At 62.2% G+C, this 26,094-nt stretch carries 23 protein-coding genes; 13 read left to right on the top strand and 10 right to left on the bottom strand.

All coding sequences use genetic code 11. From position 1 onward, the window contains the following. Nucleotides 1–40: 40 nt before the first annotated feature. Together E1N52_RS37690 and E1N52_RS37685 are read right to left on the bottom strand one after the other, a co-directional pair. Nucleotides 41–1,861: a DUF1302 domain-containing protein gene (locus E1N52_RS37690; protein ID WP_425468198.1), complete on the bottom strand. Its 1,821-nt coding sequence runs from the start codon at nucleotides 1,859–1,861 to the stop codon at nucleotides 41–43. Nucleotides 1,862–1,951: 90 nt separating this feature from the next. Next, nucleotides 1,952–3,223, bottom strand: coding sequence for a DUF1329 domain-containing protein (locus E1N52_RS37685; protein ID WP_246089395.1), 1,272 nt, complete (start codon nucleotides 3,221–3,223; stop codon nucleotides 1,952–1,954). Between the two features lie 447 nt (nucleotides 3,224–3,670). On the opposite strand from E1N52_RS37685, the gene E1N52_RS37680 reads away from it, so the two are divergent. From E1N52_RS37680 to E1N52_RS37660, 5 genes are all read left to right on the top strand, one after another. Next, complete coding sequence (locus E1N52_RS37680; protein ID WP_133189537.1) at nucleotides 3,671–5,122, top strand: flavin monoamine oxidase family protein; 1,452 nt, start codon at nucleotides 3,671–3,673, stop codon at nucleotides 5,120–5,122. A 2-nt stretch (nucleotides 5,123–5,124) separates the two neighbouring features. Further along, nucleotides 5,125–5,520 carry a c-type cytochrome gene (locus E1N52_RS37675; RefSeq protein ID WP_133189535.1) on the top strand — a complete coding sequence of 132 codons (396 nt, stop codon included), beginning with the start codon at nucleotides 5,125–5,127 and terminating at the stop codon, nucleotides 5,518–5,520. A gap of 13 nt (nucleotides 5,521–5,533) precedes the next feature. Further along, entirely contained in the window at nucleotides 5,534–6,097 is a 564-nt protein-coding gene (locus tag E1N52_RS37670; RefSeq protein WP_133189533.1) for a YybH family protein, read from the top strand. Nucleotides 6,098–6,278: 181 nt separating this feature from the next. Continuing rightward, a complete protein-coding gene (locus E1N52_RS37665) occupies nucleotides 6,279–7,733 on the top strand; it encodes an aldehyde dehydrogenase family protein (protein WP_133189531.1) in 1,455 nt (484 codons plus the stop codon). A gap of 357 nt (nucleotides 7,734–8,090) precedes the next feature. Next, nucleotides 8,091–8,615 carry a porin family protein gene (locus E1N52_RS37660; RefSeq protein ID WP_133189529.1) on the top strand — a complete coding sequence of 175 codons (525 nt, stop codon included), beginning with the start codon at nucleotides 8,091–8,093 and terminating at the stop codon, nucleotides 8,613–8,615. A 255-nt stretch (nucleotides 8,616–8,870) separates the two neighbouring features. Here the strand turns inward: E1N52_RS37660 and catA are convergent, their stop codons facing one another. From catA to E1N52_RS37635, 5 genes are all read right to left on the bottom strand, one after another. Beyond that, on the bottom strand, nucleotides 8,871–9,818 hold the full coding sequence (gene catA / locus E1N52_RS37655; protein WP_133189527.1) for a catechol 1,2-dioxygenase: 948 nt from the start codon (nucleotides 9,816–9,818) through the stop codon (nucleotides 8,871–8,873). A 41-nt stretch (nucleotides 9,819–9,859) separates the two neighbouring features. Beyond that, the gene (gene catC, locus E1N52_RS37650) at nucleotides 9,860–10,150 is read right to left on the bottom strand and encodes a muconolactone Delta-isomerase (RefSeq protein ID WP_133189525.1); all 291 of its coding nucleotides are present in this window, start codon (nucleotides 10,148–10,150) and stop codon (nucleotides 9,860–9,862) included. Nucleotides 10,151–10,179: 29 nt separating this feature from the next. Continuing rightward, nucleotides 10,180–11,316: a muconate/chloromuconate family cycloisomerase gene (locus tag E1N52_RS37645; RefSeq protein WP_133189523.1), complete on the bottom strand. Its 1,137-nt coding sequence runs from the start codon at nucleotides 11,314–11,316 to the stop codon at nucleotides 10,180–10,182. Between the two features lie 151 nt (nucleotides 11,317–11,467). Then, on the bottom strand, nucleotides 11,468–12,466 hold the full coding sequence (locus E1N52_RS37640; protein WP_133189521.1) for a 3-hydroxybutyryl-CoA dehydrogenase: 999 nt from the start codon (nucleotides 12,464–12,466) through the stop codon (nucleotides 11,468–11,470). Beyond that, a complete protein-coding gene (locus E1N52_RS37635) occupies nucleotides 12,463–13,566 on the bottom strand; it encodes an NAD/NADP-dependent octopine/nopaline dehydrogenase family protein (RefSeq protein ID WP_133189519.1) in 1,104 nt (367 codons plus the stop codon). Before E1N52_RS37635 ends, E1N52_RS37640 begins: the two co-directional genes overlap by 4 nt. A gap of 222 nt (nucleotides 13,567–13,788) precedes the next feature. On the opposite strand from E1N52_RS37635, the gene E1N52_RS37630 reads away from it, so the two are divergent. After that, a complete protein-coding gene (locus E1N52_RS37630; RefSeq protein ID WP_133189517.1) occupies nucleotides 13,789–14,766 on the top strand; it encodes an AraC-like ligand-binding domain-containing protein in 978 nt (325 codons plus the stop codon). An 11-nt stretch (nucleotides 14,767–14,777) separates the two neighbouring features. Then, nucleotides 14,778–15,803 carry a LysR family transcriptional regulator gene (locus tag E1N52_RS37625; protein WP_133189560.1) on the top strand — a complete coding sequence of 342 codons (1,026 nt, stop codon included), beginning with the start codon at nucleotides 14,778–14,780 and terminating at the stop codon, nucleotides 15,801–15,803. A 30-nt stretch (nucleotides 15,804–15,833) separates the two neighbouring features. Here E1N52_RS37625 and E1N52_RS37620 read toward each other — a convergent pair whose 3' ends face one another. After that, nucleotides 15,834–16,928 (bottom strand): porin, encoded by a 1,095-nt coding sequence (locus E1N52_RS37620; protein ID WP_133189515.1) that lies wholly within the window; start codon nucleotides 16,926–16,928, stop codon nucleotides 15,834–15,836. A gap of 355 nt (nucleotides 16,929–17,283) precedes the next feature. On the opposite strand from E1N52_RS37620, the gene E1N52_RS37615 reads away from it, so the two are divergent. Both E1N52_RS37615 and E1N52_RS37610 read left to right on the top strand, forming a co-directional pair. Continuing rightward, the gene (locus E1N52_RS37615; protein WP_133189513.1) at nucleotides 17,284–18,690 is read left to right on the top strand and encodes a spinster family MFS transporter; all 1,407 of its coding nucleotides are present in this window, start codon (nucleotides 17,284–17,286) and stop codon (nucleotides 18,688–18,690) included. 187 nt (nucleotides 18,691–18,877) lie between these two features. Then, the gene (locus tag E1N52_RS37610) at nucleotides 18,878–19,849 is read left to right on the top strand and encodes a PDR/VanB family oxidoreductase (RefSeq protein WP_133189511.1); all 972 of its coding nucleotides are present in this window, start codon (nucleotides 18,878–18,880) and stop codon (nucleotides 19,847–19,849) included. A gap of 27 nt (nucleotides 19,850–19,876) precedes the next feature. On the opposite strand, the gene E1N52_RS37605 is transcribed toward E1N52_RS37610, so the two are convergent. Continuing rightward, nucleotides 19,877–20,803, bottom strand: coding sequence for a LysR family transcriptional regulator (locus tag E1N52_RS37605; protein WP_028208806.1), 927 nt, complete (start codon nucleotides 20,801–20,803; stop codon nucleotides 19,877–19,879). Nucleotides 20,804–20,936: 133 nt separating this feature from the next. Here E1N52_RS37605 and E1N52_RS37600 point away from each other — a divergent pair, with 133 nt between their 5' ends. Genes E1N52_RS37600 through E1N52_RS37590 form a run of 3 tightly spaced genes read left to right on the top strand, consistent with a single transcriptional unit; the run spans nucleotide 20,937 to nucleotide 23,147 of the window. Continuing rightward, a complete protein-coding gene (locus E1N52_RS37600) occupies nucleotides 20,937–22,214 on the top strand; it encodes an aromatic ring-hydroxylating oxygenase subunit alpha (protein WP_133189509.1) in 1,278 nt (425 codons plus the stop codon). Next, on the top strand, nucleotides 22,211–22,711 hold the full coding sequence (locus tag E1N52_RS37595) for an aromatic-ring-hydroxylating dioxygenase subunit beta (protein WP_028208808.1): 501 nt from the start codon (nucleotides 22,211–22,213) through the stop codon (nucleotides 22,709–22,711). Before E1N52_RS37600 ends, E1N52_RS37595 begins: the two co-directional genes overlap by 4 nt. Before the next feature lie 49 nt (nucleotides 22,712–22,760). Next, the gene (locus tag E1N52_RS37590; RefSeq protein WP_133189507.1) at nucleotides 22,761–23,147 is read left to right on the top strand and encodes a tautomerase family protein; all 387 of its coding nucleotides are present in this window, start codon (nucleotides 22,761–22,763) and stop codon (nucleotides 23,145–23,147) included. Here the strand turns inward: E1N52_RS37590 and E1N52_RS37585 are convergent. Further along, nucleotides 23,144–24,640, bottom strand: a complete 1,497-nt coding sequence (locus tag E1N52_RS37585) for an ATP-binding protein (RefSeq protein WP_133189505.1) — start codon at nucleotides 24,638–24,640, stop codon at nucleotides 23,144–23,146. The genes E1N52_RS37590 and E1N52_RS37585 overlap by 4 nt on opposite strands. 253 nt (nucleotides 24,641–24,893) lie before the next feature. Between E1N52_RS37585 and E1N52_RS37580 the strand changes: the two genes are divergently transcribed. Continuing rightward, nucleotides 24,894–26,090 (top strand): acyl-CoA dehydrogenase family protein, encoded by a 1,197-nt coding sequence (locus E1N52_RS37580; RefSeq protein ID WP_133189503.1) that lies wholly within the window; start codon nucleotides 24,894–24,896, stop codon nucleotides 26,088–26,090. Nucleotides 26,091–26,094: the final 4 nt, after the last annotated feature.

The raw sequence follows: 26,094 nt of genomic DNA, 5'->3' as shown, positions 1-26,094 counted from the left end.
ATTTCGGGCGTGCGCTTGCAAGACGCACGCGCCTGCCAGCTTAAAAATTGCGTGTGGCGAACAGGCCGACAAAATTGCGGTCGGCGTACGGCTGCCCAACGGTGTTGTGACCACCGAAGAAAGCCGTGAAGTTGATGCCGGCCTGCCAAACCGTCGGGTTCTGGTTGAACAGCAGATAGACGTTGACCGACTTCGCACCCTGCATGTAGTTCGCTGTAAACGTTGGCGTGTAGCCATACAGCGCATCGGTAAACGTCACGCCAGGCGTAACCTGCCAGCCCGGAATGATCGTGCCGTCGTAGGTCCAGTTGAAGTCGACCGTCGCGCCGACCGAGCTCGCCGTGCCCTTCGCTGCCGTAATCGGATAGCCCAGGCCCGAGTCGTTGTTCAGCCACGTGAAGTACCCTGCCGCGGGCGCCTGCGTCACCTGCTGGCCGTCCACCGTGCGTGTGACGCCGTTCGAATTGAGGCCGGGATAGTAGATCCACGCAAGTTCCATCGTGAGCACCGCCATGTCGGCATGCAGCAGCTTCAGGAATGGATATTCGCTTTGCGTGAGATTGAGCTGACCGTTGATCAGGTACTGGAGCTTCTTGCGGTCTTCCCATTGCTGGCAGGTGATGCCCGAAACACTGTTCGTGTTGATGTCTAGCGGGCCACCTGCGCCGAAACAGCTGGACAGAGCAACCGCGTCGTGCGGGCGATACGAAAGCTCGGTACCGATTGCCCAGTCGCCGATGGCGAAGTTCGCGCTCGCGCCGAACAGCTGCCGGTTGTTGAGGTACTGGAACTGCATCGTGCCGTTCGGCAGCGACGCGGCAACCGGCGACTTGTCGGTATAGTTCTCGTAGTAGAAGCCGAAGTTGACGTCGACGTCCTTCGGCTTGTAGCTGAACTTGATGCCGAACTGCGGGCGGTATTTGTTCGGCAGCTGCGTCGAAGTCGGAATGCCGATCGAGTTATACGGAGAGCCCGCATACACGCCATTGACGAGACCCGAGTTGATGCCCGCAACCGTCTGCGAGTTGCCCGCGCCAGCGCCCGCGATCGTCCCCGCGTCGACGCCGCCCACATTGCCATTGACCGTGCTGATACTCAGCGGACCGGCACCACGTCCAAAGATGTCGCCCACTGACCAGTATGAACCGACCGGCGGATAGCGGTTGCTCTCCCAGCTGAACTGGTAGTAGGCCTCGGTGCTGAGACCGGATGTGATGCCGCTCGCGAAGCTGATCATTGGCTCAGGCAGCAGCGCCTGTTTCAACTGCGTGCCTGGAATTAGCAGCTTCTGGATGTCGACCGCATTGGTTGCGTTGATGCCGTTGGTCGCGAAGTAGCTCTCGCCCCAGTTGATGACCTGATTGCCCAGCCGTACGTGCGCGGTCCTGTCGTTGATCGTGAAGTCCTTCTGGACCCATAGGTCGAGAAGGTCGACCGGATAGACAATCTGCGCGGCCGCGGTGCTCGACAGCTCCGTACGGTTGGTGTCCTTCGCCAGGAAGTCGTACATGGCCGTGCCACGTACCATGAACTTCACGCCCTGACTCGGCATCGTGAGCAGCAGTTCGCTCGTCGCACTGATGTACGTGCTGAACGGCTGCCCCTTGCGATAGTTGAGGTTGCCATCGTCTCCGTTGGACCACTGCGCGGTGTTCGCGCCCGCACCGCAGCCGTTGGCGTTCGGGTCGCCCGTGAGCGAGCAGCTCGGGTTCTTGACCCGGATGCCGCCGCCCGCGGTCAGGTTCGTGACCCACGAACCGTTCACGGCGCCGTCGTCGAGCGTGAACTCGTATGCCGATGCCCCCTGTGCGACCATTAGCATGACTAATGAAATTGCCGCGCTGATTTTTGTCTTCGATATCACGCTCTTCCCCTGCCTGATTGCGTCCAGGTCGAATATGAATCGTGGCAACGCGCTGGTGCGTGCGCGCCGCCACGCGTGGTCGCTACGTTATCGCTCGCTCACTGCGCGCAGGTTCTCGGCCGAGTAGTAGTCGTCCTTGAAGCGCGCGTCGTTCGAATCCTCGTACCAGCGGATGTCGGTGTCCGTGCCGATGGTCGACTGGTCGGTCACGTAGCGGCCGTTGCTTAGGTCGTACTGGACGAACGGCTCGACATCACAGGCGCCCTGCAGTTCGTACACCGGAATCGGATACGCTTCCTTGACCTTCCAGAGCTTGCCCTGGTTATCGTAGTCTTCGCCCGCCACCGCAAGGCCGCTGTCCTCGTCGATGTAGAAGACCTTCTTCGAAGCCACGTGGCGCACGCCCGACTTCAGGGTCGCCTCGACCACGTACACGCGGTGCAGCTCGTATCGGCGTGCGTCGGGGCTCACACCATCCGGCTTGAAGACGTCGTCGAACTTCGCCTTGAAGTTGAACATCCCGAAGTCGTTGTACGGAATGTAGATTTCCTTCTTGCCGACGAGCTTCCAGTTGAAGCGGTCGAGCTGACCGTTGAAGAGCCACGGCTCGTCGACCAGATACTGGTTCTCGAAACCGATCTGCGGTGCGTCATACGAATAGGACGGCATGCGGCGCACGCGGCGCTGGCCCGTGAAGTAGTAGTACGTGTCGCTCGTCTTGTCGAAGTAGTCGCGCTGCACGAGGCCCTGACCCGCAAGAGCGGCAGGCGTTTCATACGCAAAGTAGATTGCGTAGAGCATGCCGGCCTGCTGTGGCGTCGTCGTCCCCTTCTTGCCCCACGGGAAGAAAAGTGTCTCCTTTGATTCGGCCTTGATCCAGTCCGTGCTGCCCGGACGAGGTGACGCCGCCGTCACAGACTTCTGCCATTCCGCGCCAATGCCGCGATAGCGCGCAAGGTGGTCCCACATCGCCTCGGCGCCGGTTTTCGGCACCGGGAACGGCATGCCGGGAAGGCTTGCGCTCTGCAACGACTCGCCCGTGGAGTCCAGCTTCGCCTGGGTCGCGTTGAGCGCCGCGTTGGCCTGCACGAAAGCCGGCGCGCCGCATTCGCGGTGCGACGGGTACACGTCCATGCGGTAGCCCTTCTTCTGTTTGATGAGCGCGACCTGACCGGGCGTGAGGTTGTCCGCGTACTTGTCGACGTTGCTCGCGTCGATCGAAAAGAGCGGCTTTTCACCCTTGTGCTTCCAGTAGTCGCCGCGAAAATTGCCGTACGACCATCCAGGCAATGGCGCTTGGGTTCCAGAATAGGTCGGGACCTTGGCACCATCACCAGACGATTGAGCCCATGCGGTCATCGATACCGATGCAGCGAAGAGGACTACAGCGCTGGTGACGAAAGAACGAAAACTTTTGCACGGTCGATTCATTTCGATTTCCTAACAAAAAAATGCAGACTCCTCTGTAGGAGCTTCCGTCAGATAGCCCCGGATCCTGCAGAAGCCTGGAGGGGCCGGCCCTCGGACATGGCGAACGATTCAGCAGCGAGACTATAGGTCAGATGACCTTACGTCAATTGCTCATAAACCAGGACAAATACTTATCTTGAACTTGCCCTCTGCGATGCAAGACCACGTAACTCAAGCCAGGAGCGCTTATCAGCGTGATTTCAGACTGGCAGACCTCGCTATGGCCACCCGCAATCGCTCAGCCTGGTCTTGTGCAACGAATAAAGTCGAGCTATAAAACTGCTCAACACAAGGTCGTGTGACCTAGTTGATCGCGATACAGCGAGGAGGCTGTGGATGAGTGAAGATAGTCAAATGATCCGTGCCCGCCGTAGATTCCTGGCGGCCACCGGGGCAACTATTGCTGCAAGTACGGTGGTTCCGGTTCTTGCCGGTGCAGCCGAGCGTAAAGCACCGCGGCTGTCCAGAAGTCGTGATACCGAGTTCGACGTCATCGTAATTGGCGCCGGGTTTGCGGGCCTGACCGCCGCGCGAGACTGCGCGAAACGCGGAATGAAAGTGCTCGCTCTCGAAGCTCGCACGCGAATCGGCGGCCGAACATTTGTGAGCCATTATCACGATCATCAGATCGAGCTTGGCGGCACGTGGGTGCACTGGGCGCAACCGTACGTCTGGACCGAAATCAACCGGTACGGCTTGTCATTAACCGAAACGCCCGGCGCCTCACCGAATTTGTTCGCGTGGCGAACCGACGATCGCCTCAAGACTGCAGACGGACAGTCTGCTTTCGCAATGCTTACTGAGGCAATGAACAAGTTCTGCGACGTAGACGGGCAATTGGGCAGGACCGTATTTCCTCGCGCGCCAAATCCGCTCCTTAACTTCCATACTGTTCGGAAATACGATCAGATCACCCTGAACGATCGCCTCAAACAGATCAATCTGCGACGTGATTTGAGCGATCTGCTTGCGCCGCAGTACACGATCAACGTACACCGGGATCCTGGCACGGGCTCTTTCGTGGAACAACTCCACTGGTGGGCACGGGGTGATTTCGACGTCGCACTCCTGTTCGATCGATGCGGGCATTACAAGATTGCCGAAGGAACGACCGGACTGGCCCAGGCGATCCGCAACGACGGTGATTTTGAGCTGAAGACCGGTACTCCCGTGAAGTCCGTCGTCCAGTACAACGGCAAGCTGACCGTCGGTGCAGATCAGGGAGCCTATACGGCAGGTGCCGTCATTTGTGCCATTCCTGTCAATACGCTCAAAAACATCAGATTCGAGCCTGGATTGGGTCCAGTGAAGCTAGCCGCGTCGCAAGCCGGCGTAACAGGCACAGGAAATAAGTGCTACGTCCATATCAAGCAAAAGATCGGCGTCTGGATGGGTACCGCGCCACATCCCTACCCGATCACCCTCGCTTTCACGGAACAGGAGCGCGACGATGGCACGCTGATCGTGTGCTTCGATGCCGCAGGGACGCTTGATGTAAATGACCAGGCAGGCGTCGAAGCCGCATTGCGCGGGTTACTGCCCGGCGCCGAAGTCGTGTCGGTGATCTCCTATCCGTGGACTGCCGATCCTTACTCACAGGGTACGTGGGCATTTTACCGACCAGGTCAACTGACTAGAAACTGGTCGGGGCTGCGCGAGCCGGAGGGCAATATCTACTTCGCAAGTTCCGACAGCGCGATGCTGTGGCGTGGCTTTATCGACGGTGCAATCGAGAGCGGTGTTCGCACCGCGACTGAAGTCTTCAACAACATGAGCAAGAGAGCATAGCCATGAAGCGTTCCACCCTTTTCAGCTTGACCTTCGCTTTCTCCGCATTACTATGCGCGACGATTTCTCACGGCGCGACTTCGGCTGACGCACAGATCGCTATCGGCCAACACCAGTTCAGCTCTTCCTGCGCTATGTGTCATGCAACCGACAAGTCGAAAGGAACGATAGTCGGCCCGAATCTAGCGGGTGTATACGGCAGAAAGATAGGGAAATTGTCCGGCTTTCAGTATAGCGAGGCGCTGCGGGCCTCAAAGGCCAGCTGGGATGACGCAGCGCTCGACGCCTTTGTGAAAAATCCGCAGGTCGCTCAACCCGGAACAGCGATGCCGTTTGGCGGTATAAAAAATGACGCTGATCGAATGGCGCTAGTCGCCTACCTCAAGTCTCTACACTAAGAGCAGGGCGCCCGTGGGAACCACCGTGTTTCTGACGGGATGGCAGCCATGCGTTACCTATCTCGCGAGCGAATCACTTTTCTTCGCTGTCAATCCAACTGGAACACTCATGCCTAATATTGTCTCCCGCTGTGTCATAGCCGCTTCAGTTGCAGGTGCGCTTGCCCTCTTTGCAGCGAACTCGTTTGCTGACACGATCAACGATCAGTTGCGACCTCGCCTCGACAAGATCGAAACGACGTGGAAAGCCCAGAACGCCGAAGGAGTTGCGGCGGTCTATAGCGACAACGCCATCGTGACGGGTCAAGATACCCCGGTCGCAGCCCTAGGCCACACGGCGATCGTCGCAAAGGTTAAGGAGTTGATGGGCGACGCGAAGTCCACAAAAATCTCTATATTCAAGGCCGAAAAGCTCAATGAAAACGCAGCACTCACTTGGGTGACGTGGGAAGTGGAACCGAAGGCCAGCGCCGAGGAGCCGTTCGCGACCAAAAGCCTCTTCGTCTGGAAGAAGATTGACGGCGTATGGCTTATCGTCGCTGACATGTACGCGATGGGTCCCATGGCCAAACACTGACCACGAGAATGCACAGCGACGGCCCGCTCTTCTAGCGCCCGTCGCCTCAATCCGCCGCGGCGCGCCTGTCTAGCTCAAACCAGCACGCAGAGGCGTGATCCGGAAAATCGAAACAGAGGCCTAGTCGCCGCAAAGCGCCGGCCGGTCGCTCTGTAAAACTTGAGTCATGAGGTAATACGGCATGAATGACGTCCTCCGTACCCTGAACTTCATCGATGGCCAATCCTGCCCGTCTATAACCGAAGCGTCCTTCGAAAAGACGGAGCCCGCCACAGGGCAGCTATTCACACTGGTCGCGGACTCCTCCGAAGTTGATGTGAACAACGCTGTCCTCGCTGCGCGGAACGCGTTCGACTACGGCCCTTGGAGAACAATGGGATCAGCCGCACGCGCCAAACTAATCATGAAGCTGGCTGACTTGGTCGAGGAAAACGCAGATGCGCTTTCTATCACGCTGGCTCGCGAGCAGGGACGCCCGATCAGTGAGATGAGGATGATGGACCTGCCTGTCGCGGTGGATACGCTTCGATATTTCGCAGGTTGGGCGGACAAGCTGGAGGGGCGATTTATTCCTACGGCAGGCTATATGGGCAAGCCGACCGTGAATTATACGATCATGGAGCCTGTCGGTGTCGCTGCACAGATCATTCCATGGAACGCTCCATTGATGATCTGCATCTGGAAACTCGCTCCGGCGTTGGCGGCTGGTTGCACCGTGGTGATCAAGCCCTCCGAGGAAGCGCCGGTGAGCGTCTCGGCGCTCGCGTCCCTTATTGCAGACGCGGGCTTCCCAGCGGGAGTCGTTAATATCGTCAACGGGAGGGGCCCGACGGCCGGACGCGCACTGGTCAATCACGCTGGAGTGGATAAAATCAGCTTTACAGGTAGTACCGCCGTAGGACGGTCGATCGCAGCAGATATCGCCGGAAAGTTGAAAAAAGTGACGTTGGAGTTGGGCGGGAAAGCGCCCCAGATTGTCTTCCCTGACGCGAACATCGATGCTGCGCTTCAAGGCGTAGCTATGGGCCTATTCGTAAATCAGGGTCAAACTTGCGCCGCGGGTTCGCGCGTGCTGGTTCATCGCTCGATTGCGGATGACTTCGCAAATCGACTGGCCGAAGTCGCGAAGTCATTGAAGCTCGGTGATCCACTTGACCCGTCGACCACCATGGGTGCGTTGATCAATGATCGCCACAAGTCACGGGTTCTCGAGTACATTGCGCTCGGCAAGTCGGAAGGCGCACGAATTGTGGCCGGGGAAGAAAGCGTGCCCCCAGTGGGACATTTCGTGAGGCCAACGATTTTTGCCGGAGTGGACAACCGAATGCGTATCGCCCAGGAAGAAATCTTCGGTCCAGTGGGCATGATTATTCCCTTTGATAGCACAGAGGAGGCCGTGCAGATCGCAAACAACGTGCAGTTCGCATTGTCAGCAACCGTTTGGACAAGAGACCTTTCAATTGCACACAGCGTCGCCGCGCAATTGCAGGTGGGAGCGGTTGCGATCAATGGCTGGAGCCCGCTTGACGCGAGGCTCCCGTGGGGCGGGTTCAAAGACAGCGGCGTTGGCCACGATCTCTCAAAAACATCAATTCTCTCGTACCTACGTGAGAAAGTGGTAACTGCTGTCCTATGAACAGTACTAGATTCCCTTGGTCATGTTAGACGAATCTAACCGTTGAATGCGTAACAGCCAAAACAATCCAAGCTACGCAACGAGCTAAGGAAGGGCTGCGAAACCCGAACCCGATCGCGGACCTTCCGTCTTTTCATCACGTAGACGCGGCGAATATCGCAAAACGCTAATAATCCAGCCGCTTACTGTGGCCAACTTAGCGGCTCCAACCTGAAGACTGCTAGCAAGCTCGCGTTCTCGTTCAGACAACACAATGAACGGCATCCTGGCGACCTCGACAACATCAACAACACCAACTCAACCAACACCACGATCAAGTTCACGAGCAACAACGATTCGGCCTTTACCTTCGCGGGCATGTTCAGCCCGGGCTGCCTGGCCGGCAATTTCGCGCGCAATCGCATCTGGCCGGCCACGGCTGGCGATGCGAATAGCGCGCTCACAATCGCCGCGGGCTACCCGGTCGTGCAGAACCCCAACTCCGCGTTCTTCGGCAGCACCGGCAGCCCAGCTGCCGTCGTCAACCGCGTGCCGAGCAACAACACGGTCGCGCCCGTGTACTCAGGTTACGCGTCTGCGAACTCGATGGGCGTATTCTCCGCCGCAGCTACATGGACGACCGGCTCGGGCACTGCGGGTGTCGTCAACTCGAACACGCGCTTTCGCAATTTTGGCGAGCTTTCTTCCGGACCCAGTCCGCGCGGTCTGAGCGGAGCTGCGATGTTCAACAACGTCGAAGTCAATTTTCGCTATCAATTTACGCCGATATTGTTATGGGGCGTCGCGTACAACTATACGCACGGCAATGCGATGTTGGGCAAAAGTGGCGCGACATACAACCAGTTTGCGACGGGTCTCGACTATCTGCTTTCGAAGCGATGACGTGTGGCGCATGCCGATGCGAATGATCGCCGGTTTGCCGTCCGCCGATGCGGAGGGGTCATTGATAGTCGCCACGACGGCGTCGCTGGTCGAAGCCGCTTCTGGAGCTTTCGGATAGTTCTGATACGGCTTCGCCGCGCGAGGCGCACGGTCGAACACCAGCGCCTCGCGCGGCGAAGCTTCGAACGAAGGATTGACTTTCTCCCTTCGCTTCAAGATAAGGCAGCGCCAGCGACGCGCCGCCTTACTGGACAGTTACGCCGTCTCTGTGGCCGTGGCTGCGGCGCGTAGGCGGTGCACGAGCTGGTTGTCCTTGCCCTGGACCAGCGGCGTGAGCGTGAAGTTGAACTCGATGTCCTTGTACGTGTCGCCTTTCAGGCCGAGCGCGGTGCCACCGGTCTTTTCCGCCACGTGCGGAATCAGCTCTTCACGCGTCGCGTAGGCGAAGTCATCCCAGATCAGCGGGTCGCCTTCGATATTGAATTGCGTGGTGAGCTTGCGGCTGTTATCGGCCGTGACGAAGAAGTGCACGTGCGCCGGGCGATTGCCGTGGCGGCCAAGGCCGTCCAGCAGCCGCTGGGTCGAGCCCTGCGGCGGGCAGCCATAGCCCACCGGCATGAGCGTGTGGAATTCGTACTTGCCGTCCGCGCCGGTCTTGACCGCGCCGCGCAGGTTGAAGTCGTCCTGCGCGCCGGTCGGGTCGAAGTGCGAATAGAAGCCCTTCGAATTGGCGTGCCAGCATTCGACCACGGCGCCGGCGAGCGGCTTGCCGTCGAGTCCGGTGACCGTGCCGTGAATGACGAGCGGCCCCGCATCGGCGTCGGCGTTGAGGTCGATGCGCGAGACGCTCTTGCGCACCGGCGCGCCTGCAACGTAAAGCGGCCCTTCGATCGTGCGCGGCGTGCCGCCTTCGAGACCCACTGCCTTGTCTGCGGCGTCCATGCGGATGTCGAGGTACTTCTCGAGACCGAGACCGGCGGCGAGCAGCGCCGCTTCACCGTCCTGGCCGAGCTTGTTCAGATAGCTCACGCCGGCCCAGACTTCATCGGGCGTGATGTCGAGATCGTCGATGGCCTTGAACAGGTCGCCCAGCAGACGATGGACGATCTGCTGGAAACGCGCGTCGCCGCTACCGCCGTTGAGATTCGCAGCGGCCTTCAGCAGGTCCTGCACTTCCTTCGTGTCGAATACTTTTGCGCTCATCTTTGTCTCCTGGTGCTTGCTGGTATTGAGGGGGAATCAGCTCAAGCGTCGTTGTCCCTGACCGAGGACGGGTGGCGACACAACGGCGTGACCGTTATCTTCATGTACGGAAAAAGCGGCAAGGCGGTGAGAATGTCGTGCAGCTCGGCGTTGCTCTCGACATCGAAGATGCTGTAGTTCGCGTACTCGCCCACCAGTCGCCAGATATGGCGCCACTTGCCGCTGCGCTGCAGCTCCTGCGAGTACGCCTTTTCTCGCGCCTTGATTTCATTGGCGACATTGGCCGGCATGTCGGCCGGGATGTTCACATCCATGCGTACGTGGAAAAGCATCGTCAAATTCCGTTTGTCAGGTGTCTGGATTACTTCGTGACTTTCATGAGGCCGTCGCGGGTGAAGCGCTTGACCTTCGCTTCGTCCAGTTCGATGCCGAGACCCGGGCCGTTCGGCACCGTCAGCTCGAAGTCGCTGTAATCGAGCGGCTTCGTCAAAATCTCTTCGGTGATCAGCAAGGGGCCGAACAGTTCAGTGCCCCACTGCAGGTTGGCGAAGCTTGCGAACAGGTGCGCCGACGCGACCGTGCTAAACGCGCCTTCGAGCATCGTGCCGCCGTACAGCTCGATACCCGCGGCGTCCGCAATCGTGGCTACGCGCTGCGCCGCGAACAGTCCGCCGCTCTGCTCGATCTTGATGGCGAACACATCGGCGCCTTCGTTCTTCGCGATCTCGAACGCGCTTTCCGGTCCCTGCAGGATTTCGTCGGCCATCAACGCCACCGGGAACCGGCGCATGAGGCGCGCCAGCGCCGCGGGCGAAGCCACCGGCTGTTCGACCAGCTCGCAGCCGGCTTCGGCCAGTGCGGGAATCGCCCAGGCCGCCTGCGTCTCGCTCCAGGCCATGTTGACGTCCACGCGCACGGCGGCTCGATCGCCCATCGCCTTCTTGATGTCGGCCACGTGCTTGATGTCGGTCTTGAGGTCCTTCGCGCCGATCTTCAGCTTGAAGATCTTGTGGCGGCGCACTTCGAGCATGGTCTCGGCTTCGGCGATGTCTTTGGCGGTCTCGCCCGAGGCGAGCGTCCATGCCACCGGCAGGCGCTCGCGGCGGCGGCCGCCCAGCAGTTCGCTCACCGGCACGGAGAGGCGCTTGCCCTGGGCGTCGAGCAGCGCAGTTTCCAGCGCGCACTTGGCGAAGTGATTGATCTTTACGAGCTTGCCCAGGTGCGCCATGAGCGCCTGGATACGCGTGGCGTCCTGGCCGATCATTGCCGGGGCGAAGTAGGCGTCGATCGCCAGCTTCATCGCTTCCGGGCTTTCGGGACCGTAGGCCATGCCGGCAATCGTCGTACCTTCACCGATGCCGGTTACGCCGTCGCTGCAGTACACCTTCACCAGCATCAGGGTTTGCCCGTACATCGTGGCGACGGATAGCTTGTGAGGGCGAATCGTCGGCAGATCGATGAGGCGGGTTTCGATACGTTCGATCGTCGCTCTATTCATTAGGATTTCATACTAAATGCGCCTCGCAGAGTGGCAGGCGACTCTGCGATTCCGTGGGGTGGTGTACGTAGATTCAGGCCACAAGTTTAAGACAGGCGCCATATCTGTCAAATCAATCATATATGGCGCCTATCATCCATGGGATGGATTTTCATGCTGCCGAGTCGTAGCGCGGCGCGAGCCCGAGATATTCGAGCAATTGCCCAAACTCGCCGAGCCGGCGCTTCACGTAGGCGGGCACTTCGACGTCCGCATAATCGTAGAAACCCTTGCCGCCGCGTATGCCGTCGTGCCCTTCTTCCATATGGCGCGAAACGATGGCGGCCGGTTCGAAGCGCTGACCGATTTCCTTCGCCATGTAATGCGACGCGTAATAAAGAATGTCGCAACCGCCCCAGTCGATAAACTCAAGTAGTCCGAGTATCGAGAATCGCAGTCCAAAGCCCGTGCGCACTGCCGTGTCGATGTCGTGCGCGCTCGCCACGCCCTCTTCCACCATGCGCGCCGCCTCGTTCATGACGAGCGCCTGAAGGCGCGGCACGATATAACCCGCCGATGGCGCGCACTCGACCGGCACCTTCCCAACGCAACGCAGCAGGTCCTTGAGCCGCGCGACAACCGCCTCGTCCGTTGCGCCGCTGCGGCTGATTTCGACGAGCGGCATCAGATGCGCTGGGTTGAGCCAGTGCGCGTTGACGAGCCGCTGTGGATGTGTGACCGCCTTTTGCAGTTCGGTGACGAGAAATGTCGATGTCGTGGACGCAATCGTCGCTCCGTCGGCGATATGCGCGCACAGCCAGGCGAATGCCGCCTCTTTCGCCTCCATGACTTCGGGAACAGCCTCGAAGACCACCTCGCAGCCGGCCAGCGCGGCCTCGGCGCCCGCGCGGTCGAGCACTTCGACGCGTGCGAGCGCTAGCGCTGCCTCGTGCGCATTGATGCGCCCGAAATCGACCTGTGTCTGCAAATGGCGATCGATCTCGCCGAGCGCCGCCGCCGCGAATTCTGCACGTGCGGGAGCGGCGCGTTCCTTGAAGTCGATGAGCGTCACGCGCAATCCCGCGAAAGCGAACGCGAGGGCGATGCCCTGCCCCATGCGTCCCGCACCGAGCACGTGGATATGCCTCACGTCGACGGCGCTGTGCGTCATGCGAGCCCCCGTGCCAGCAGTTCGCGCATGGCCTCGCGCGAGAGCGAGGCCAGCCCGAGGTTCTCGAGCGTGCGCCCCTCGGCGTACAGATCGCGCTCCGACACGGCGCTCGCCACGCTCAGCAGCCCTTGTGCCACCGGCGTGGGCACTCCTGCCCAGCGCCCGACCGACACGACGAACGAGAGGCCGAGCCGCGTGTCTTCCAGCATGTAGCGATGTGCCTTCAGGTCGATGTTCTCGCGCCAGTCGCCGCTGTCCGTGAGCTTGCCGTGCGCGCCGCGCCCATACATCCATTCGTCGCCCTCGCTCGCGTAGTGATCGGCGAGCGGAAAGTGCGGCGCACCGTATCCCAGCGCCTCGCGCACGGCCACGCGCTCCGCGTCGAGTGCATTCGTCACGCGGCGAATCGACGGCTGCGTGCCTTCGTTGTGAATGTCCCACGCTTCGAAATGTTCGAGCGGACCGGCATTCATCATGATGAGCGGCGGATGGATCACTGGCCCGGCGTTCATGAGCGCGCCGCTTAGCGCATCCTCGATCGCCTCGACGCTGGGGTAACCCTCCTTGAGCAACGGAAACGCCCAGCCAGCCGCATCGGCAGGGAACACGCCCGTGGGCAGGCGCGTCGCGTAGGCGCTGATGACCACGTCGTTCTCACCTTGGCGGCGCACGAGATACGGCAGCGTGCCCGTTTCCGCGAACGCCACGCGTGCGCGGTTGCCCGCGTCGGCCATCGCCTTCGCAAACACGTAGCAGCCAAACGTGCCGGGCGGCAAATAGACCACTTGCCCGTCCACGAGGAGCGGTGCAAGCTGGCCCGCCAGCGATTCGTGCGTAGTACACGGCAGAGGAATGACGATCAGTTGCGCCTCGCGCACCGCACTGCCGAGATCGTCGACGAGGCGAATCGCGCCGCGCGTCTCCCCTACCGGCACGCGGCGCGTGCCGCGCCAGTCCCGTACGCTCAACTCGCCCAGTTCGCGCAGACGCGCGCATGCCGCGGTATCGCGCCGCCACCACGTCACGTCGTGGCCTTTTTCGAGCATGTCGATGGCCGCTGCAAAGCAGCCGTGGCCGCCACCCAGTACGCTAACCTTCATTGTTCGCCTCCTTGTGCAAATGCTTGAGCATGAGTTGGCGTCCAGATTAAAGGGGCCGCCTGCACGCTGCGCTTCAACACGCGCAGACGCTGTTCAACTCCGGCAACGCAATGGTTGGCGGTATCGTTGGGCGGCTATGAGGGTCAATCCTTTCTTGCACAGACTTATTGACCATCGGATCATAGGCGCCGAGGCTCTGCCGTCTTTCGAGGCCATTGAACGATGGAAATTGCGATTCCGCGCAAACACAGCAACCGGCTCGGCGCCACGCGCGCGCGCGAGGACGTCGAACGCGAAGTAGCGAAGCTGCTTTGCGAGCACCGCATGGAAGTGTCGGGTCGCGAGCCGCTGAACGCCGAGCTTTATAGCGTCGCGATGCATCGTGCGAGCCTGCTCGAACTGTGCTACGGACGCGAAACCGAAATCGACGCGGGCGAACTCGACCACCATTACCTCTTTCGCACGACCCTCGCGGGGCATTGCGAATTGCAATCGGGCACTGAGCATGTGTCGCTTTCGGCGGGCAGTCTCAGCGTGTCGTCGCCGTCGCGCAAGAGCCGGATCCGCACCGACACCGCGTGCCGCAGCCTGCTGTTGCGCGTCGATCGTCCCGCACTTGAAATCAAGCTCGCGGAGATGCTGCAAAGCTCGCTGCGCCGTCCGCTCGTGTTCGACCTCGAAATTAGCCGCGCGCACAGCGGTGCCGCCGTGTTCCATTCCACGCTGCGCTATCTGTGCGGACTGTGCGAGCAGGTCGAGGCGAGCGCGCGTGACAGTCTGCTCGGTCCCGATTTTACGCAGTGGCTTGCGACGTTGTTGCTCATGCAACTACCGCATTCTTATAGCGAGACCCTCGCGCGCGGCGCGAAGCCGCCGCTGCCCGCGCATGTCAAACGCGCGCGCGAGTATATCGACGCGCATCTGGGCGAAACGCTCTCCATCGCTACGCTGGCGCAAGCCGCAGGTGTATCTCCGCGCACGCTGCAAAACGGGTTCAGCCAGTTTCTGGACCAGTCGCCTGCCGAATACATCCGCGAGCGGCGCATCGAAGCCGTGCATCGCGCGCTGAAAGCGGACCCGGGGCGCAGCGTGACCGACGTGCTGCTCGAGCACGGCGTGCATAGTTTTGGCCACTTCGCGAAAGCGTATGGGCGGCGCTACGGCTATCCGCCTTCCGCGACTGCCAGGCGTGCCCGGTGAAGCCCACACCCATGCCGAACTCCAGCGACTTCATGGCGAGCACGGGCGACGAACCCGTCGACTCGCTGCGCGTGCAGGACCTCGACCTCAACCTGCTCAAGACCTTCAACGCGGTCTATGCGGAAAAGCACGTCGGGCGCGCGGCGCTGCGCCTTGGCATCACGCAGCCTTCCGTGAGCCACGCGCTCGGCCGCCTGCGCCTGTTGTTTCATGACGCGCTGTTCGTGCGCACGGGCGGTGGCGTCGAGCCCACACCGCGTGCGCAGCGCCTTGCCGCGTCGATCGACCGCGCGCTCGCCATCCTCCAGGCCGTGCTCGACGAAGGTGCGCAATTCTCGCCCGCCACGTCGCGCCGGACCTTCCGGCTGCATATGAGCGATTTCGCGGAAACTGCGTTCCTGCCTACGCTAATGCGCGAACTCGACGAGCGCGCGCCCGGCGTTGTGATCGAAACGCAGCATATCGAGGAAAGCCAGTTCAACGTGGCCGTGGAATCGGGCCGCATCGACTTCGCCATGGGCCATTTCCCCCACGCGTTCGGCCACTTCCATCGCAGCGAACTGCTGCAGGAGCGCTATGTCCTGATGATGGCGCGCCGCGTAGCCGAGCGTTATGGGCTCGACGATCATTTCGTGCTCGACGGCGCCGCGCCGCCCGCGCTGCAGTTCATCGCGGTCAGTTCGCATCCGCAGTCCGCAGCCTTGCTGGAGCAGCACGGACTCACCTCGCGCGTGCGCGTGGCCGTGCCCAACTTCATGGTGGTGCCCGCCATACTTTACCGGTGCGACTATGCACTGATCTTGCCAAGGACCGTTGCGCGGGCATTCGCGCCACTCGGCGAAATGGCCGCGTTCGAAATTGCCAACGCGGCGACGTGGCCGGTCAATGCGTACTGGCACCGCCGCTTCGATGCCGACCCGGGCCACCGTTGGCTCCGTGCACTCCTGATGGAGCTTTTCCGTATCGGCACGCGCGAACCGTACGATAGCTGGCTCGCGATACCGCCCAATCTGAAGCCGCCCGCCCTCAATGCATGAGGGCATGAGGGCGGGTGCCACGACATACGCCTAGAACGACGTGAGGATGCCCGCCACGATCGAGCTTGCGGTCGCGCCCGGCTTGCCAACCGGCACTGCGCCTCCGCCCGCGCCATTGATCGAGAACGCCGCGTGCTCGCCGTTGTGGACCATCGCCGCGCCCGTGTAGAGCACCGTGCGCTTCGAGAGCGGGTAGTCGAGACGCAGGCCGTATGAATCGGCGTTGCCCGCGCTATCCGCAATCTTGTGATAGTGACCATAGCTCACGAGCAGCGAAGCGCGGCCGATGGGCACCGTCGCGTTGACTTCGAAAAAGTCGTTGTGGGGGTTCGAGTACGCGCTCGCCACCGCCGTCGTCACATCAGGGCCGCCACGGTGCCGCAAATAAATGAACGCGGGCCTCACGAAGCCGAAGTCGTACGAGATCGCGCCGAGCGCGTAGTTCCCGGTACCCGTGGGACTCGCAGCCGTTAGCGCCGCCGCGGTTGCCGTGCTGAACTTCTGCTGCATGTAGTCGAGGTCGATCGACAGCGGCCCGTTTGCATAATTGAGCGCGGCGCCGTAGGTGTCGCCAAGCGTCGATGGAACATTGTTCGCGCCATTCGCGCCGCGCGAAGCCGTTGCACGCAGCAAAAACCCGGCGACGCGCGGCGACGTATAGCGCAGCGTGTTGCTCGTGCGCAGGAACCAGGGCTGCACGAAGTTGTTCGACGCATTGCCCCACGCAAGACCCGCGCCATAGCCCGGCAGGCTGTAAGTCACGAACGACGTGTGCAACACCGTATAGGTCTCGCCGGCCTGCAGACCGCCGAAGGGACCGGTCAGCCCGACCCACGCTTCGCGGCCGAACAGCGAGCCGTTGCCGCTGATCGCGCCAGTGGCCGAATTGAAGCCATTTTCGAGCTTGAAGATCGTCGCATAGCCGCCGCCGAGATCTTCGACGCCCTTCAAACCCCATTGCGTCGCGAAGAGATTGCCCGTGCCCATGCGCACCACGTGGTTCGGCCCGAAATTCGCATACTCGATCGACGTGTCGACGCGGCCATAAAGCGTGAGACTCGATTGCGCGAGCGCCGGCATTGCCGCCAAACCCGCGAGTGAAATACACCACTTCCAGTTGGTCATTCCTGTCGTCCCCGGCGAGAGTGATTCAACGCTTCGCGCACAGCGAGCGAAGCGTGTCACGTTGATGAAGAATCGGGGCGAGTCTAGAAAGGCCAATATCTAACGTCGATCAAACCGGCCATATATCACTTATAGATTCAATTCATGAGCGCGACGACATACGGCGGATAAGGCCGAAAACGCCCGTCTACGCGTGATTTGCCGCGATACCCCTGGTAATTTCTTTAGACCGGTCGGTAGTTGCGAGCAGACGACTGGGAAATTTGCGCCTATGTCTGCGAAATTTGTTTGCGTACGCTGGCGCATCTGTGCGCATGCACCAGAGACAACACGATCGACACATCGGAGATACGCAATGAACCCCAGCCCCGCCAGCGCAACAAGCGCAAGACGCTACACGTACGAGTGGTACGTCGTGCTGATCTGCATGCTCGCCTATGTCTTTTCGTTCGTCGATCGCCAGGTACTGGCGCTCATGATCGAGCCGATCAAGCGCGACCTGCATCTCACCGACACGCAGTTCAGCCTCGTGCACGGCTTCGCGTTCTCGCTCTTCTATGCCGTGATGGGCATTCCGCTCGCGTATCTCGCCGACCGCTTTGCGCGGCCGCGCATCATCGCCACGGGCATCGCGCTCTGGAGCGTCGCCACGGCCGCGTGCGGCGTCAGCCAGAACTTCCTGCACATGTTTCTCGCGCGCATGAGTGTGGGCGTAGGCGAAGCCTCGCTCTCGCCGGGCACCTATTCGATGCTCGCCGACTATTTCCCCAAGGAGAAGCTCGGGCGCGCGGCAGGCGTCTATTCGCTGGGCTCGTTCATTGGCGGCGGGATTGCGTTCCTGATCGGCGGCTATGTGATCGCGCTGCTCAAGCAGGCTTCGATGGTCACGCTGCCCATTGTCGGTGCAGTGCATGGCTGGCAGGTCACGTTCTTCATCGTGGGCTTGCCCGGTCTGCTCGTGGGTCTCGTCTTCATCCTTACTGTGCGCGATCCGCAACGCAAGGGGCTCGTGCAGGACGCGAGCGGCAACGCCCGGCGCGTCTCGCTTGCCGATTCCGCGCGCTTCATCCGTTCGCATGGCAAAACGTTTTTCTGCCACTACATCGGCTTCTCGTTCTACGCGATGACGCTTTTCTGCCTCATGAGCTGGACTCCGGCGTTCTATATCCGCCGCTTCGGCCTGTCGCCGGTCGAGGCGGGTTATACCCTCGGCACGATCCTGCTGGTCGCCAACACGACCGGCGTGTTCTGCGGAGGATGGCTCAACGACTGGCTGCTGCGCCGCGGCCGCACCGACGGCCCCATGCTCGCGGGCTGCATTGGCGCGGCGGCGATGGCGCTGCCCGCCGCTGCATTCACGCAGGTGAATAGCCTCGGCGGCTCGCTCACGTTGCTCGTGATCGCGATGTTCTTCGCCTCGTTCCCGATGCCGACCTCGACCGCCGCGATGCAAACGCTCGCGCCCAACCAGATGCGCGCACAGATCTCGGCCGTGTTTCTACTTGTGTCGAACCTGATCGGACTCGGCATCGGCACGACGCTCGTCGCGCTCCTGACCGACAAGGTGTTTGGCTCGCCGCTTGCCGTCGGCAATTCGATGTCGATCGTGAGCCTTGTCGCAGCGCTGCTCGCGACCGTGCTGCTGGGCTTCGGCTGCCGCCAGTTCCGTCTGAGCCTCGAGCGCGAGGAATCGCAGGGCGCTGACGTCACGAGGGACGCCCAAGGCGCGGCAGCAGCGACGCTAAGCGCCACGCGCGCCTGACGCGAGAACGCGCCTCCCGCAGCCGAATTATCAACGGCATTTATGCGGTGGGCGATTTTTTATCGATTTGCCCGATCGACGGGGCCACCGTATGCTCGATTCCATCCCTCGCGCGCATGACACTGTGCGCGGCGCGAGCGTTCCATTCAGTCACAGCATTCAGCCATATCAGCGATCGGGCCTCACCATGCAAGCCAGCTCATTCAAGGTTCGCGTCGACGCGTTGCACGACGAAGCACACGGTATCCGCTCGTTCAGCATTACGCGGCTCGACGGCCAGCCGTTCGACGCCTATGAACCGGGGGCGCATATCGACGTCACGGCCCCGTCCGGCGTCACGCGCCAGTACTCGCTGTGCGGCGACCCCGACCAGCGCGACGCGCAGCTCTTCGCGGTGAAGCGCGAGAGCGCGTCGCGCGGCGGCTCCCGCTCGCTGCACGACGACGTGACGGTTGGCACCGAGCTTTCGGTCGGTGCGCCGCGCAATCTGTTCCAGCTCGCACCCGAGGCGCAGCACCACGTGCTCGTTGGCGCGGGCATCGGCATCACGCCGCTGCTTTCGATGGCGTATCGCCTCGTCAAACTTGGCGCGCCGTTCGAATTGCACTACTTCGCCCGCAGCGAGGAACACGCGGCGTTCCTGCCGCTGCTCGCGCGCGCGCCGTTCGCGGACTATGTGAAGCTGCATTTCGGCGTGGAGCCCGATGCGCTGGACGACGCGCTCGCTTCGTGTCTTGCCGACATCGGCACAGGCGCACATGTCTACACCTGCGGGCCTTCCGCGTTCATGGACCGCGTGGTCGTTGCAGCCGAAAAGCGCCTGCCCGAAGATGCGATCCATCTCGAACGCTTCGCGGCGGAACCCGCTGCGCCCGAGAGCGGCGCGGCGCTCGACGCGTTCGACGTGCAGGTGGCCAGTACAGGGCAGACCGTGCGCGTGGAGAAGAACACCTCGATTGTCGAGGCGCTCGCAAAGATCGGTATCGAGGTCGATACTTCATGCGGCGAAGGCGTGTGCGGCACCTGCATGATCGATGTGGTGACGGGCGAGCCGGAGCATCGTGACCATTGCCTGAGCAAGGCCGAGCGAGCGAGCAACAAGGTCATCTGCTGCTGCATTTCGCGCTCGCGCTCGCCGGTTCTCGTGCTCGACCTTTGAGCACGAGCTTGACCCATTCCACGCCAATCAGGGCGTCCCGGCGTCGAACCGCTCCATGATGCCCTGAATGAGTTCGCGCATCCACGCAATGCCCTCGTCCTCGTGAAAGTGCTCATGCCAGTGCATCGTCACGGCAGCAACGGGCATCGCCACCGGCAGCTCATAGATCTGAAAGCGGCCGTCCGCATTGAAGATGTGCGCAAGCCGGCGAGGCAGCGTCGCATAGAGATCGGTCACGGCCAGCACGCCCGGCAGCGCAACAAAGTGCGGTAGTTCAAGCGCGATATTTCTGCCCACGCCCTGTGAACGCAGCGCGTCGTCCAGCGCGTGATGGCTGTGCTCGACCGAACGCACCTGCACATGCGAGGCCTCGACGAACTGCGCGAGGCTCAGCTTCTCGCCGCGCGGCAAACCACGGCGGCGTCGCGTCATGCAGACATAGGTCTCCTCGAACAGCAGTTGATGGCGCGTGCGCGCGGTCAGCTCGGGCAGATTGCCGATCGCGAAATCGAGGCGGCTCGCGCGCAACGCATCCTCGATCTCGTCTACCGGCAGCGGCTCGACACATACCTTGATTTGCGGCGCTTCGCGATGAAGCGCCTCGCAAATCGAGGGCAAGTAGGCCATTTCCCCCGCATCCGAAAGCGAGAGCCTGAACGTGCGCGTACTCACCGCCGGATCGAAGCGCTCGGCGTAACGCAGCGCCTCGCGCACGGTGTCGAGTGCCCGGCCCACGATCGTCGCCAGCTCCAGCGCCACCGGCGTGGGCTGCATGCCCGCGCGCGTGCGGATGAAGAGCGGATCGTCGAACAGCGAGCGCAGGCGCGAGAGCGAATAGCTGATAGCGGGCTGCGAGAGGGCGAGCCGTTCGCCCGCCTTCGTCAGGTTGCGCTCCTCGACGATGGCCTGAAACACCCGCAACAGATTGAGATCGACGTGATCGAGAGAAGGCATGGTTTTATCAGCCGGATTTATGTGAGGTCCAATTTTAGATCGATTTGACGTATAGAGCATCACCGACGAGACTTTTACTCAACGCGCAGGCCCTAAACGCCCTGCAATCAACCACCCCCGATACTCCGACATCATGAGCGATACCTGGCAGACCATCGACACGAGTACGCTGCGCGGCCGCGTAGAGACGGACCGCATCGCGCCTTCGCTGTACTACGATCCGGCGCTGTTCGAAGCGGAACTCGAACGCATTTTCTATAAAACGTGGATCTGGGTCGCGCACGAAAGCGAACTGCCCAATCCGGGCGACTTCCGCACCACGACCATCGGCCGGCAGCCCGTTATCGTCGTGCGCGACAAGACGGGCGCCGTGAACGTGCTGCAAAACCGCTGCCGTCACCGAGGAGCCACCGTGTGCGAAGAGCACAAGGGCAACGCGAAGGGCTTCACGTGCCCCTACCATAGCTGGTCTTACGCGCTCGACGGCACGCTGCGCGCACTGCCATATGGCGACGGCTACGAAGGCGTGTGCGAAAAGGGCGACCTGCCGCTCGAAAAGCTGCGCGTGGGCATTTACCAGGGCCTCATCTTCGCGAGCTTCAACAAGGATATCGAACCGCTCGAAGACTTCCTCGGCGGCGCGAAGCCGTGGATCGACCTCTTCATGAAGCAGGGCGCCGGCTACCCCGTGAAGGCCAACGGCGAGCACAAGTTCAAGTTCAAGGGCAACTGGAAGATTCAGCTCGAAAACACGACGGATCTTTATCACTTCCCCGTCGTGCACAAATCGTGGATGAAGTCGATCGACGACGAAACGGCCGCCGCGATCACGAGCTTCATGACGAGCGATCAAGCCTTCTGCCGCTCGCTCGGCAACGGCCATAGCCTCGCCGTGCTCGTGCCCGAACTCGTCGACCTCGATCAGGACGACGGCGCGCCGCTGCCCGAGCGCTTCCAGGAACTGGCCGCGCAACTCGGCGAGCGCCACACGGCCGAGGAAGTGCGCCGCATCGTGCGCTCGCTGATGGGTGTGGGCTTCAACCTGAACCTGTTCCCTAACCTCGCGCTTTCGATGGCGTTCTTCCGCGTGCTGCGCCCGATTTCCGCCGAGGAGACCGAAATTCGCCACGTCGCGCTCGCCATGGACGGCGGTCCGGAGGAAGCCAACCGCGTGCGGCTGCGCATTCACGAGCATTTCCAGGGCCCATTCGGTTTTGGCAGCCCCGACGACGCTGAAGCCTGGGAGCGCGTGCAGCGCGGTTCCCACGCCGGCCCCGACGTTCCGATCCTCGTGAACCGCGGCCTGAACCGCGAAACGACGGCACCGAACGGAGAAAAGACCGCACACGCCACCGACGAAACCGGCATGCGCGAAGCGTATGCGCAGTGGCGCGCGATGATGGAGGCATGATGGACGATCGAAACGTACTCAACACGCAAGAGACTTTTACGCGCGCCGTGCAGTTCATCTGGCGCGAAGCCGAGATGCTGGACCGGCGCGAATATGGCGCATGGCTCGAGCTGTGGGACCCGCAGGGCCACTACGTCGTGCCGATCGACCCGAACACGACCGACTTCGCCGCCACGCTGAACTACGCGTACGACGACCAGCACATGCGCGAACTGCGCGTGCAGCGCATGACGTCGGGCTATTCGGCTTCCGCGAGCGATGCGGCGCGCACCGTTCGCACGGTTTCGCGCTTCACGCTGTCGAGCGACGCGGCCGATACCGTGGAAGTGAAGTCGGCGCAGATCATCGTCGCGTACAAACGCGGCACGAACACGATCTTCGCCGCGGACCTCACGCACCGCGTCAGCTTCGCAAGCGGCGAGCCAAAACTGATGCAGAAGGTGATCCGTCTGATCGATTCGACCGAAGCGTTGAGCGCGATCGGCTTCCTGCTCTAAAACCAGGGGCGCGCAGACATGTTCGCGCGCCCTGCTTCCATTCGACCCCATGCCTACACTCGAAGTCTATTTGCCGGCGGGCCACGCGGAAGCACGCAAGGCGACGCTGATCGGACGCCTCACCGACGCCGCCGTCGAAGCCATCGGCGCGCCTGCGGAATCCGTGCGCATTCTCCTGTGCGAACTGGCCAACACGCACTACGGCATTGGCGGCAAGCGCGCCGCGGACGGCGCGCCGCCTTCGTTGCCGGTGATCGTCGCGATACTGATAGCCGGGCGCACGCTCGAACAGAAAGCCGCGCTGATCGATGCGCTCGCAACGACCAGCGCCGACGTGCTCGACTCGCCGCTCGACGCGACGCGCGTCATCATCAAGGACATCCCGAACACCGACTTCGGCATCGGCGGCAAGACGGCGCGCTCGCTCGGGCGCTAATGGGCGCGCTCGTCCGCGCGGGGCGGCGAAATCAGCGGCAGCGCGAAGCAGCATTCGAGGCCGCCGCTGGGCACAGGCTGCGCCCAGATCGCGCCCTGATGCCGCGTGACGATGTTCTTGCACAGCGAAAGGCCGATGCCGTTTCCGCCCGCCTTCGACGAAGAGAATCCGTCGAAGAGGCGCCCATGTGCATCGGCGGGCACGCCTGGGCCGTTGTCGGTCACGCTCACGAGCGCCCTGCCTTCGTGTTGCGCGCATGCGAGTGTCAGGTCGCGCCGGTCGGCATCGACGGCCGCCAGTGCATCGATCGCATTGAACGCGAGATTGAGGACCACTTGCCCGATCAGTACGCGTTCGCACAGCACGGGCAACGGCGCCTTGGGCTGCACGATATGCACCCGCACGCCGGCGTCGCGCGCGCGCAGTTCGATGAAGTAAGCGACTTCGCTGAGAATGTCGCGCAGGTCCGAGCGCGTTTCGGTCGGCTCGCGTTTCACGATGTATTCACGCACGCTCTTGATGATGAGCGCGGCGTGCTCCGCCTGGCGGTCGGCGCTGCGCAGTCCCCAGATCGCATCCTCGACGGGCCCCGCCTGTTCGAGGCGCCGTATCGCGCCTTCGATGAAGTTGCGCACGGCCGCGAGCGGCTGGCTCAACTCGTGAGCGATGGCGGTGGCCATCTCGCCCATCGCGTTGTAACGCCCAGCGTATTCGAGCATGCGCGCTTCGGTGCGGCGTGCTTCCTCGATGCTGATTTCGTCGGAGATGTCGCGAAAGTGAATCAACAGGCCGTCGAGATCGCCTTCTATCACGAGCCGCCGGCACGTGATGCGCAGCCAGCACGCGCTACCGTCGCGCCGGACCATGCGGTAGCGCTGCGGCTCGGACGGGTGCTGTTGCGGCGCGTCGTCGAGTTGCTCGGCGAGGCGTTCGCGGTTGCGCTCGCTGCAATAGTCGAACACCGAGCCCGGCGCCTGTTCGGCGGCGAGGCCGAGCAGCCGCCGCCCCGAATCACTGATGAACTCGACCGCGCCGCCGGGCGCGAGCACCGCCACGCCTTCGCTCAAGTCCTGCATGAATTCGCGCAGCCGCGCTTCGTAGCGCCGCAGCGCCTGGCGCATCGCCTCTTCCGCGCTGATGTCGCGAAACTGGACCATCACGACCGCGCGCTCTTTGAGCGGCACATAAGTCGCAATCGCCTCGGAAAGCATGTCCTGCCCCGTGCGCGAGCGATAGCACCATTGGTAGCCCTGCGGGCCGTCGATGATAGACCGGTCCATCGCCGCGACGGCGATTTCGCGCGCATATTTCGGCTCGGGACGCGTCATGTCGCGCGCCTTCAGCGGCAGCAGTTCCTCGACGGAAAAGCCGAGCGCGATGCACGCCGCGCGATTGGCCCAAACGATGGCCTTGGTGCTGGCGTCGTGCAGCAGTACGCACATCGTCAAGGCGTCGAGCAGACGCCGGAAATCGTCTTCGGTGGGGTACGTCATCGTCATGATCCGCAAGCGAACCCCAAGCGGGCCACATGCCCGCCAGGTGGTCCCCAAACGATAGCATCCGGCCGTTGCGCGGGGAAACTGAAGATTTCTTTAGGCGCGCGGGGAACGCTACTTAAAAATGCGTGCGGCGTCCCAATTGATGACCCCTTTTTGCCTTTTTAGACTGAGTTCCAGACTGGACCATTCGCCCTCGAAAGCGACGCCCCCAACACCACCACCGGCTCAGGCACTCAGGAGATACACCATGGCATCAGTTGCGACCGCCGTCGCGTCCCACAGCGAGCACCGTACACAGGCCTGCGTGGCGCAGCCAGGCGACAGCCTCTCGCTCGACGAAGTCATCGACGTGGTGGCCGCGCGCCGCGACGAATTCGACCGGCTCTCGCACGTGCCGCGCGACGTCATCGACCTTTTCAAGCGCGCGGGCATCTATCGCGCCGGTACGCCGAAGCGCTTCGGCGGCGACGCGCGCGCGCCCGGCGAATTCCTCGAGATGATCGAGCGAATCGCGGTTGCCGATGGTTCCGCTGCATGGGTTGCGAGCTTCGGTTCGGCCAACGTCTACCTCGCGGCGCTGCCCCTCGACACGCAGGCCCAGATCTACGCGAGCGGCCCCGATCAGGCATTCGCGGGCGGCCTCTTTCCGGTGCAGACCGTGCAGGCGGCCGAAGGCGGCTGGCGCGTGAACGGCACGTGGAAGTTCGCGAGCGGTTGCAAGGGCGCCGACTGGCTCGGCGTGGGCATCAGCACCGGCGACGCCGCGGGCAGCGGCCCAAACAAGCCGCGCACGGCCGTGTTCCGCCCCGTGCAGGTGGAGATCGTCGAGAACTGGAACGTGGTCGGCATGCAGGGCACCGGCAGTCATGACCTGCGCGTGACCGACCAGTTCGTTGGCGACGACTGGACCTTCGTGCGCGGCGGCGCGCCCTGCGTGGACGAACCGCTTTATCGCTATCCCACCGTTGCCTACGCCGCCCAGGTACTCGCGGTCGTGAACCTTGGGCTCGCGCGCGCCGCGCTCGACGTGGCCAACCATATGTCGGGCGGCCGCCGCACGACTACCGGCGCGCCGCAACTCGCAGACCGTGCGTACTATCGCATCGAACTCGCGAAAGCCGAGGCGCAGCTTCGCTCGGCGCGCGCGTTCTTCTATGAGTCGACCGACAGCGTCTGGCAATCGATTCTCGCCGGCAACCCCGTAACACCCGAGCAGGTCAGCCTGCTGCGCCTTTCCGCCACCCAGATCGCGCGTGAAGGCGCCGATGTCGTGAATCGCGCGTACCGTCTCGGCGGCACGATGGCGATCTACAAGACGCACCCGTTGCAGCGTTTGCTGCGCGATGCGATGGTGGTCACGCAGCACGCGTTCCTTGGCGAAGGCAATTTCGACGGCGCAGGCGCGGTGTTCGTCGGCGTGCCGCCGATTCCGGGCTATCTGTAACCAC

It is taken from the genome of Paraburkholderia guartelaensis, assembly GCF_004353905.1.
Lineage (GTDB): Bacteria > Pseudomonadota > Gammaproteobacteria > Burkholderiales > Burkholderiaceae > Paraburkholderia > Paraburkholderia guartelaensis.
This window is presented reverse-complemented; position numbering and strand designations above follow the sequence as displayed.

Coding starts and splice junctions, on each gene's coding strand:
- E1N52_RS37600 (WP_133189509.1), top strand. CDS start 20,937: ATGAGCGATACCTGGCAGACCATCGACACGAGTACGCTGCGCGGCCGC.
- E1N52_RS37585 (WP_133189505.1), bottom strand. CDS start 24,640: ATGACGTACCCCACCGAAGACGATTTCCGGCGTCTGCTCGACGCCTTG.
- E1N52_RS37590 (WP_133189507.1), top strand. CDS start 22,761: ATGCCTACACTCGAAGTCTATTTGCCGGCGGGCCACGCGGAAGCACGC.
- E1N52_RS37625 (WP_133189560.1), top strand. CDS start 14,778: ATGCCGAACTCCAGCGACTTCATGGCGAGCACGGGCGACGAACCCGTC.
- E1N52_RS37635 (WP_133189519.1), bottom strand. CDS start 13,566: ATGAAGGTTAGCGTACTGGGTGGCGGCCACGGCTGCTTTGCAGCGGCC.
- E1N52_RS37615 (WP_133189513.1), top strand. CDS start 17,284: ATGAACCCCAGCCCCGCCAGCGCAACAAGCGCAAGACGCTACACGTAC.
- E1N52_RS37680 (WP_133189537.1), top strand. CDS start 3,671: ATGAGTGAAGATAGTCAAATGATCCGTGCCCGCCGTAGATTCCTGGCG.
- catC (WP_133189525.1), bottom strand. CDS start 10,150: ATGCTTTTCCACGTACGCATGGATGTGAACATCCCGGCCGACATGCCG.
- E1N52_RS37580 (WP_133189503.1), top strand. CDS start 24,894: ATGGCATCAGTTGCGACCGCCGTCGCGTCCCACAGCGAGCACCGTACA.
- E1N52_RS37645 (WP_133189523.1), bottom strand. CDS start 11,316: ATGAATAGAGCGACGATCGAACGTATCGAAACCCGCCTCATCGATCTG.
- E1N52_RS37675 (WP_133189535.1), top strand. CDS start 5,125: ATGAAGCGTTCCACCCTTTTCAGCTTGACCTTCGCTTTCTCCGCATTA.
- E1N52_RS37630 (WP_133189517.1), top strand. CDS start 13,789: ATGGAAATTGCGATTCCGCGCAAACACAGCAACCGGCTCGGCGCCACG.
- catA (WP_133189527.1), bottom strand. CDS start 9,818: ATGAGCGCAAAAGTATTCGACACGAAGGAAGTGCAGGACCTGCTGAAG.
- E1N52_RS37640 (WP_133189521.1), bottom strand. CDS start 12,466: ATGACGCACAGCGCCGTCGACGTGAGGCATATCCACGTGCTCGGTGCG.
- E1N52_RS37610 (WP_133189511.1), top strand. CDS start 18,878: ATGCAAGCCAGCTCATTCAAGGTTCGCGTCGACGCGTTGCACGACGAA.
- E1N52_RS37660 (WP_133189529.1), top strand. CDS start 8,091: ATGTTCAGCCCGGGCTGCCTGGCCGGCAATTTCGCGCGCAATCGCATC.
- E1N52_RS37665 (WP_133189531.1), top strand. CDS start 6,279: ATGAATGACGTCCTCCGTACCCTGAACTTCATCGATGGCCAATCCTGC.
- E1N52_RS37620 (WP_133189515.1), bottom strand. CDS start 16,928: ATGACCAACTGGAAGTGGTGTATTTCACTCGCGGGTTTGGCGGCAATG.
- E1N52_RS37595 (WP_028208808.1), top strand. CDS start 22,211: ATGATGGACGATCGAAACGTACTCAACACGCAAGAGACTTTTACGCGC.
- E1N52_RS37605 (WP_028208806.1), bottom strand. CDS start 20,803: ATGCCTTCTCTCGATCACGTCGATCTCAATCTGTTGCGGGTGTTTCAG.
- E1N52_RS37685 (WP_246089395.1), bottom strand. CDS start 3,223: ATGACCGCATGGGCTCAATCGTCTGGTGATGGTGCCAAGGTCCCGACC.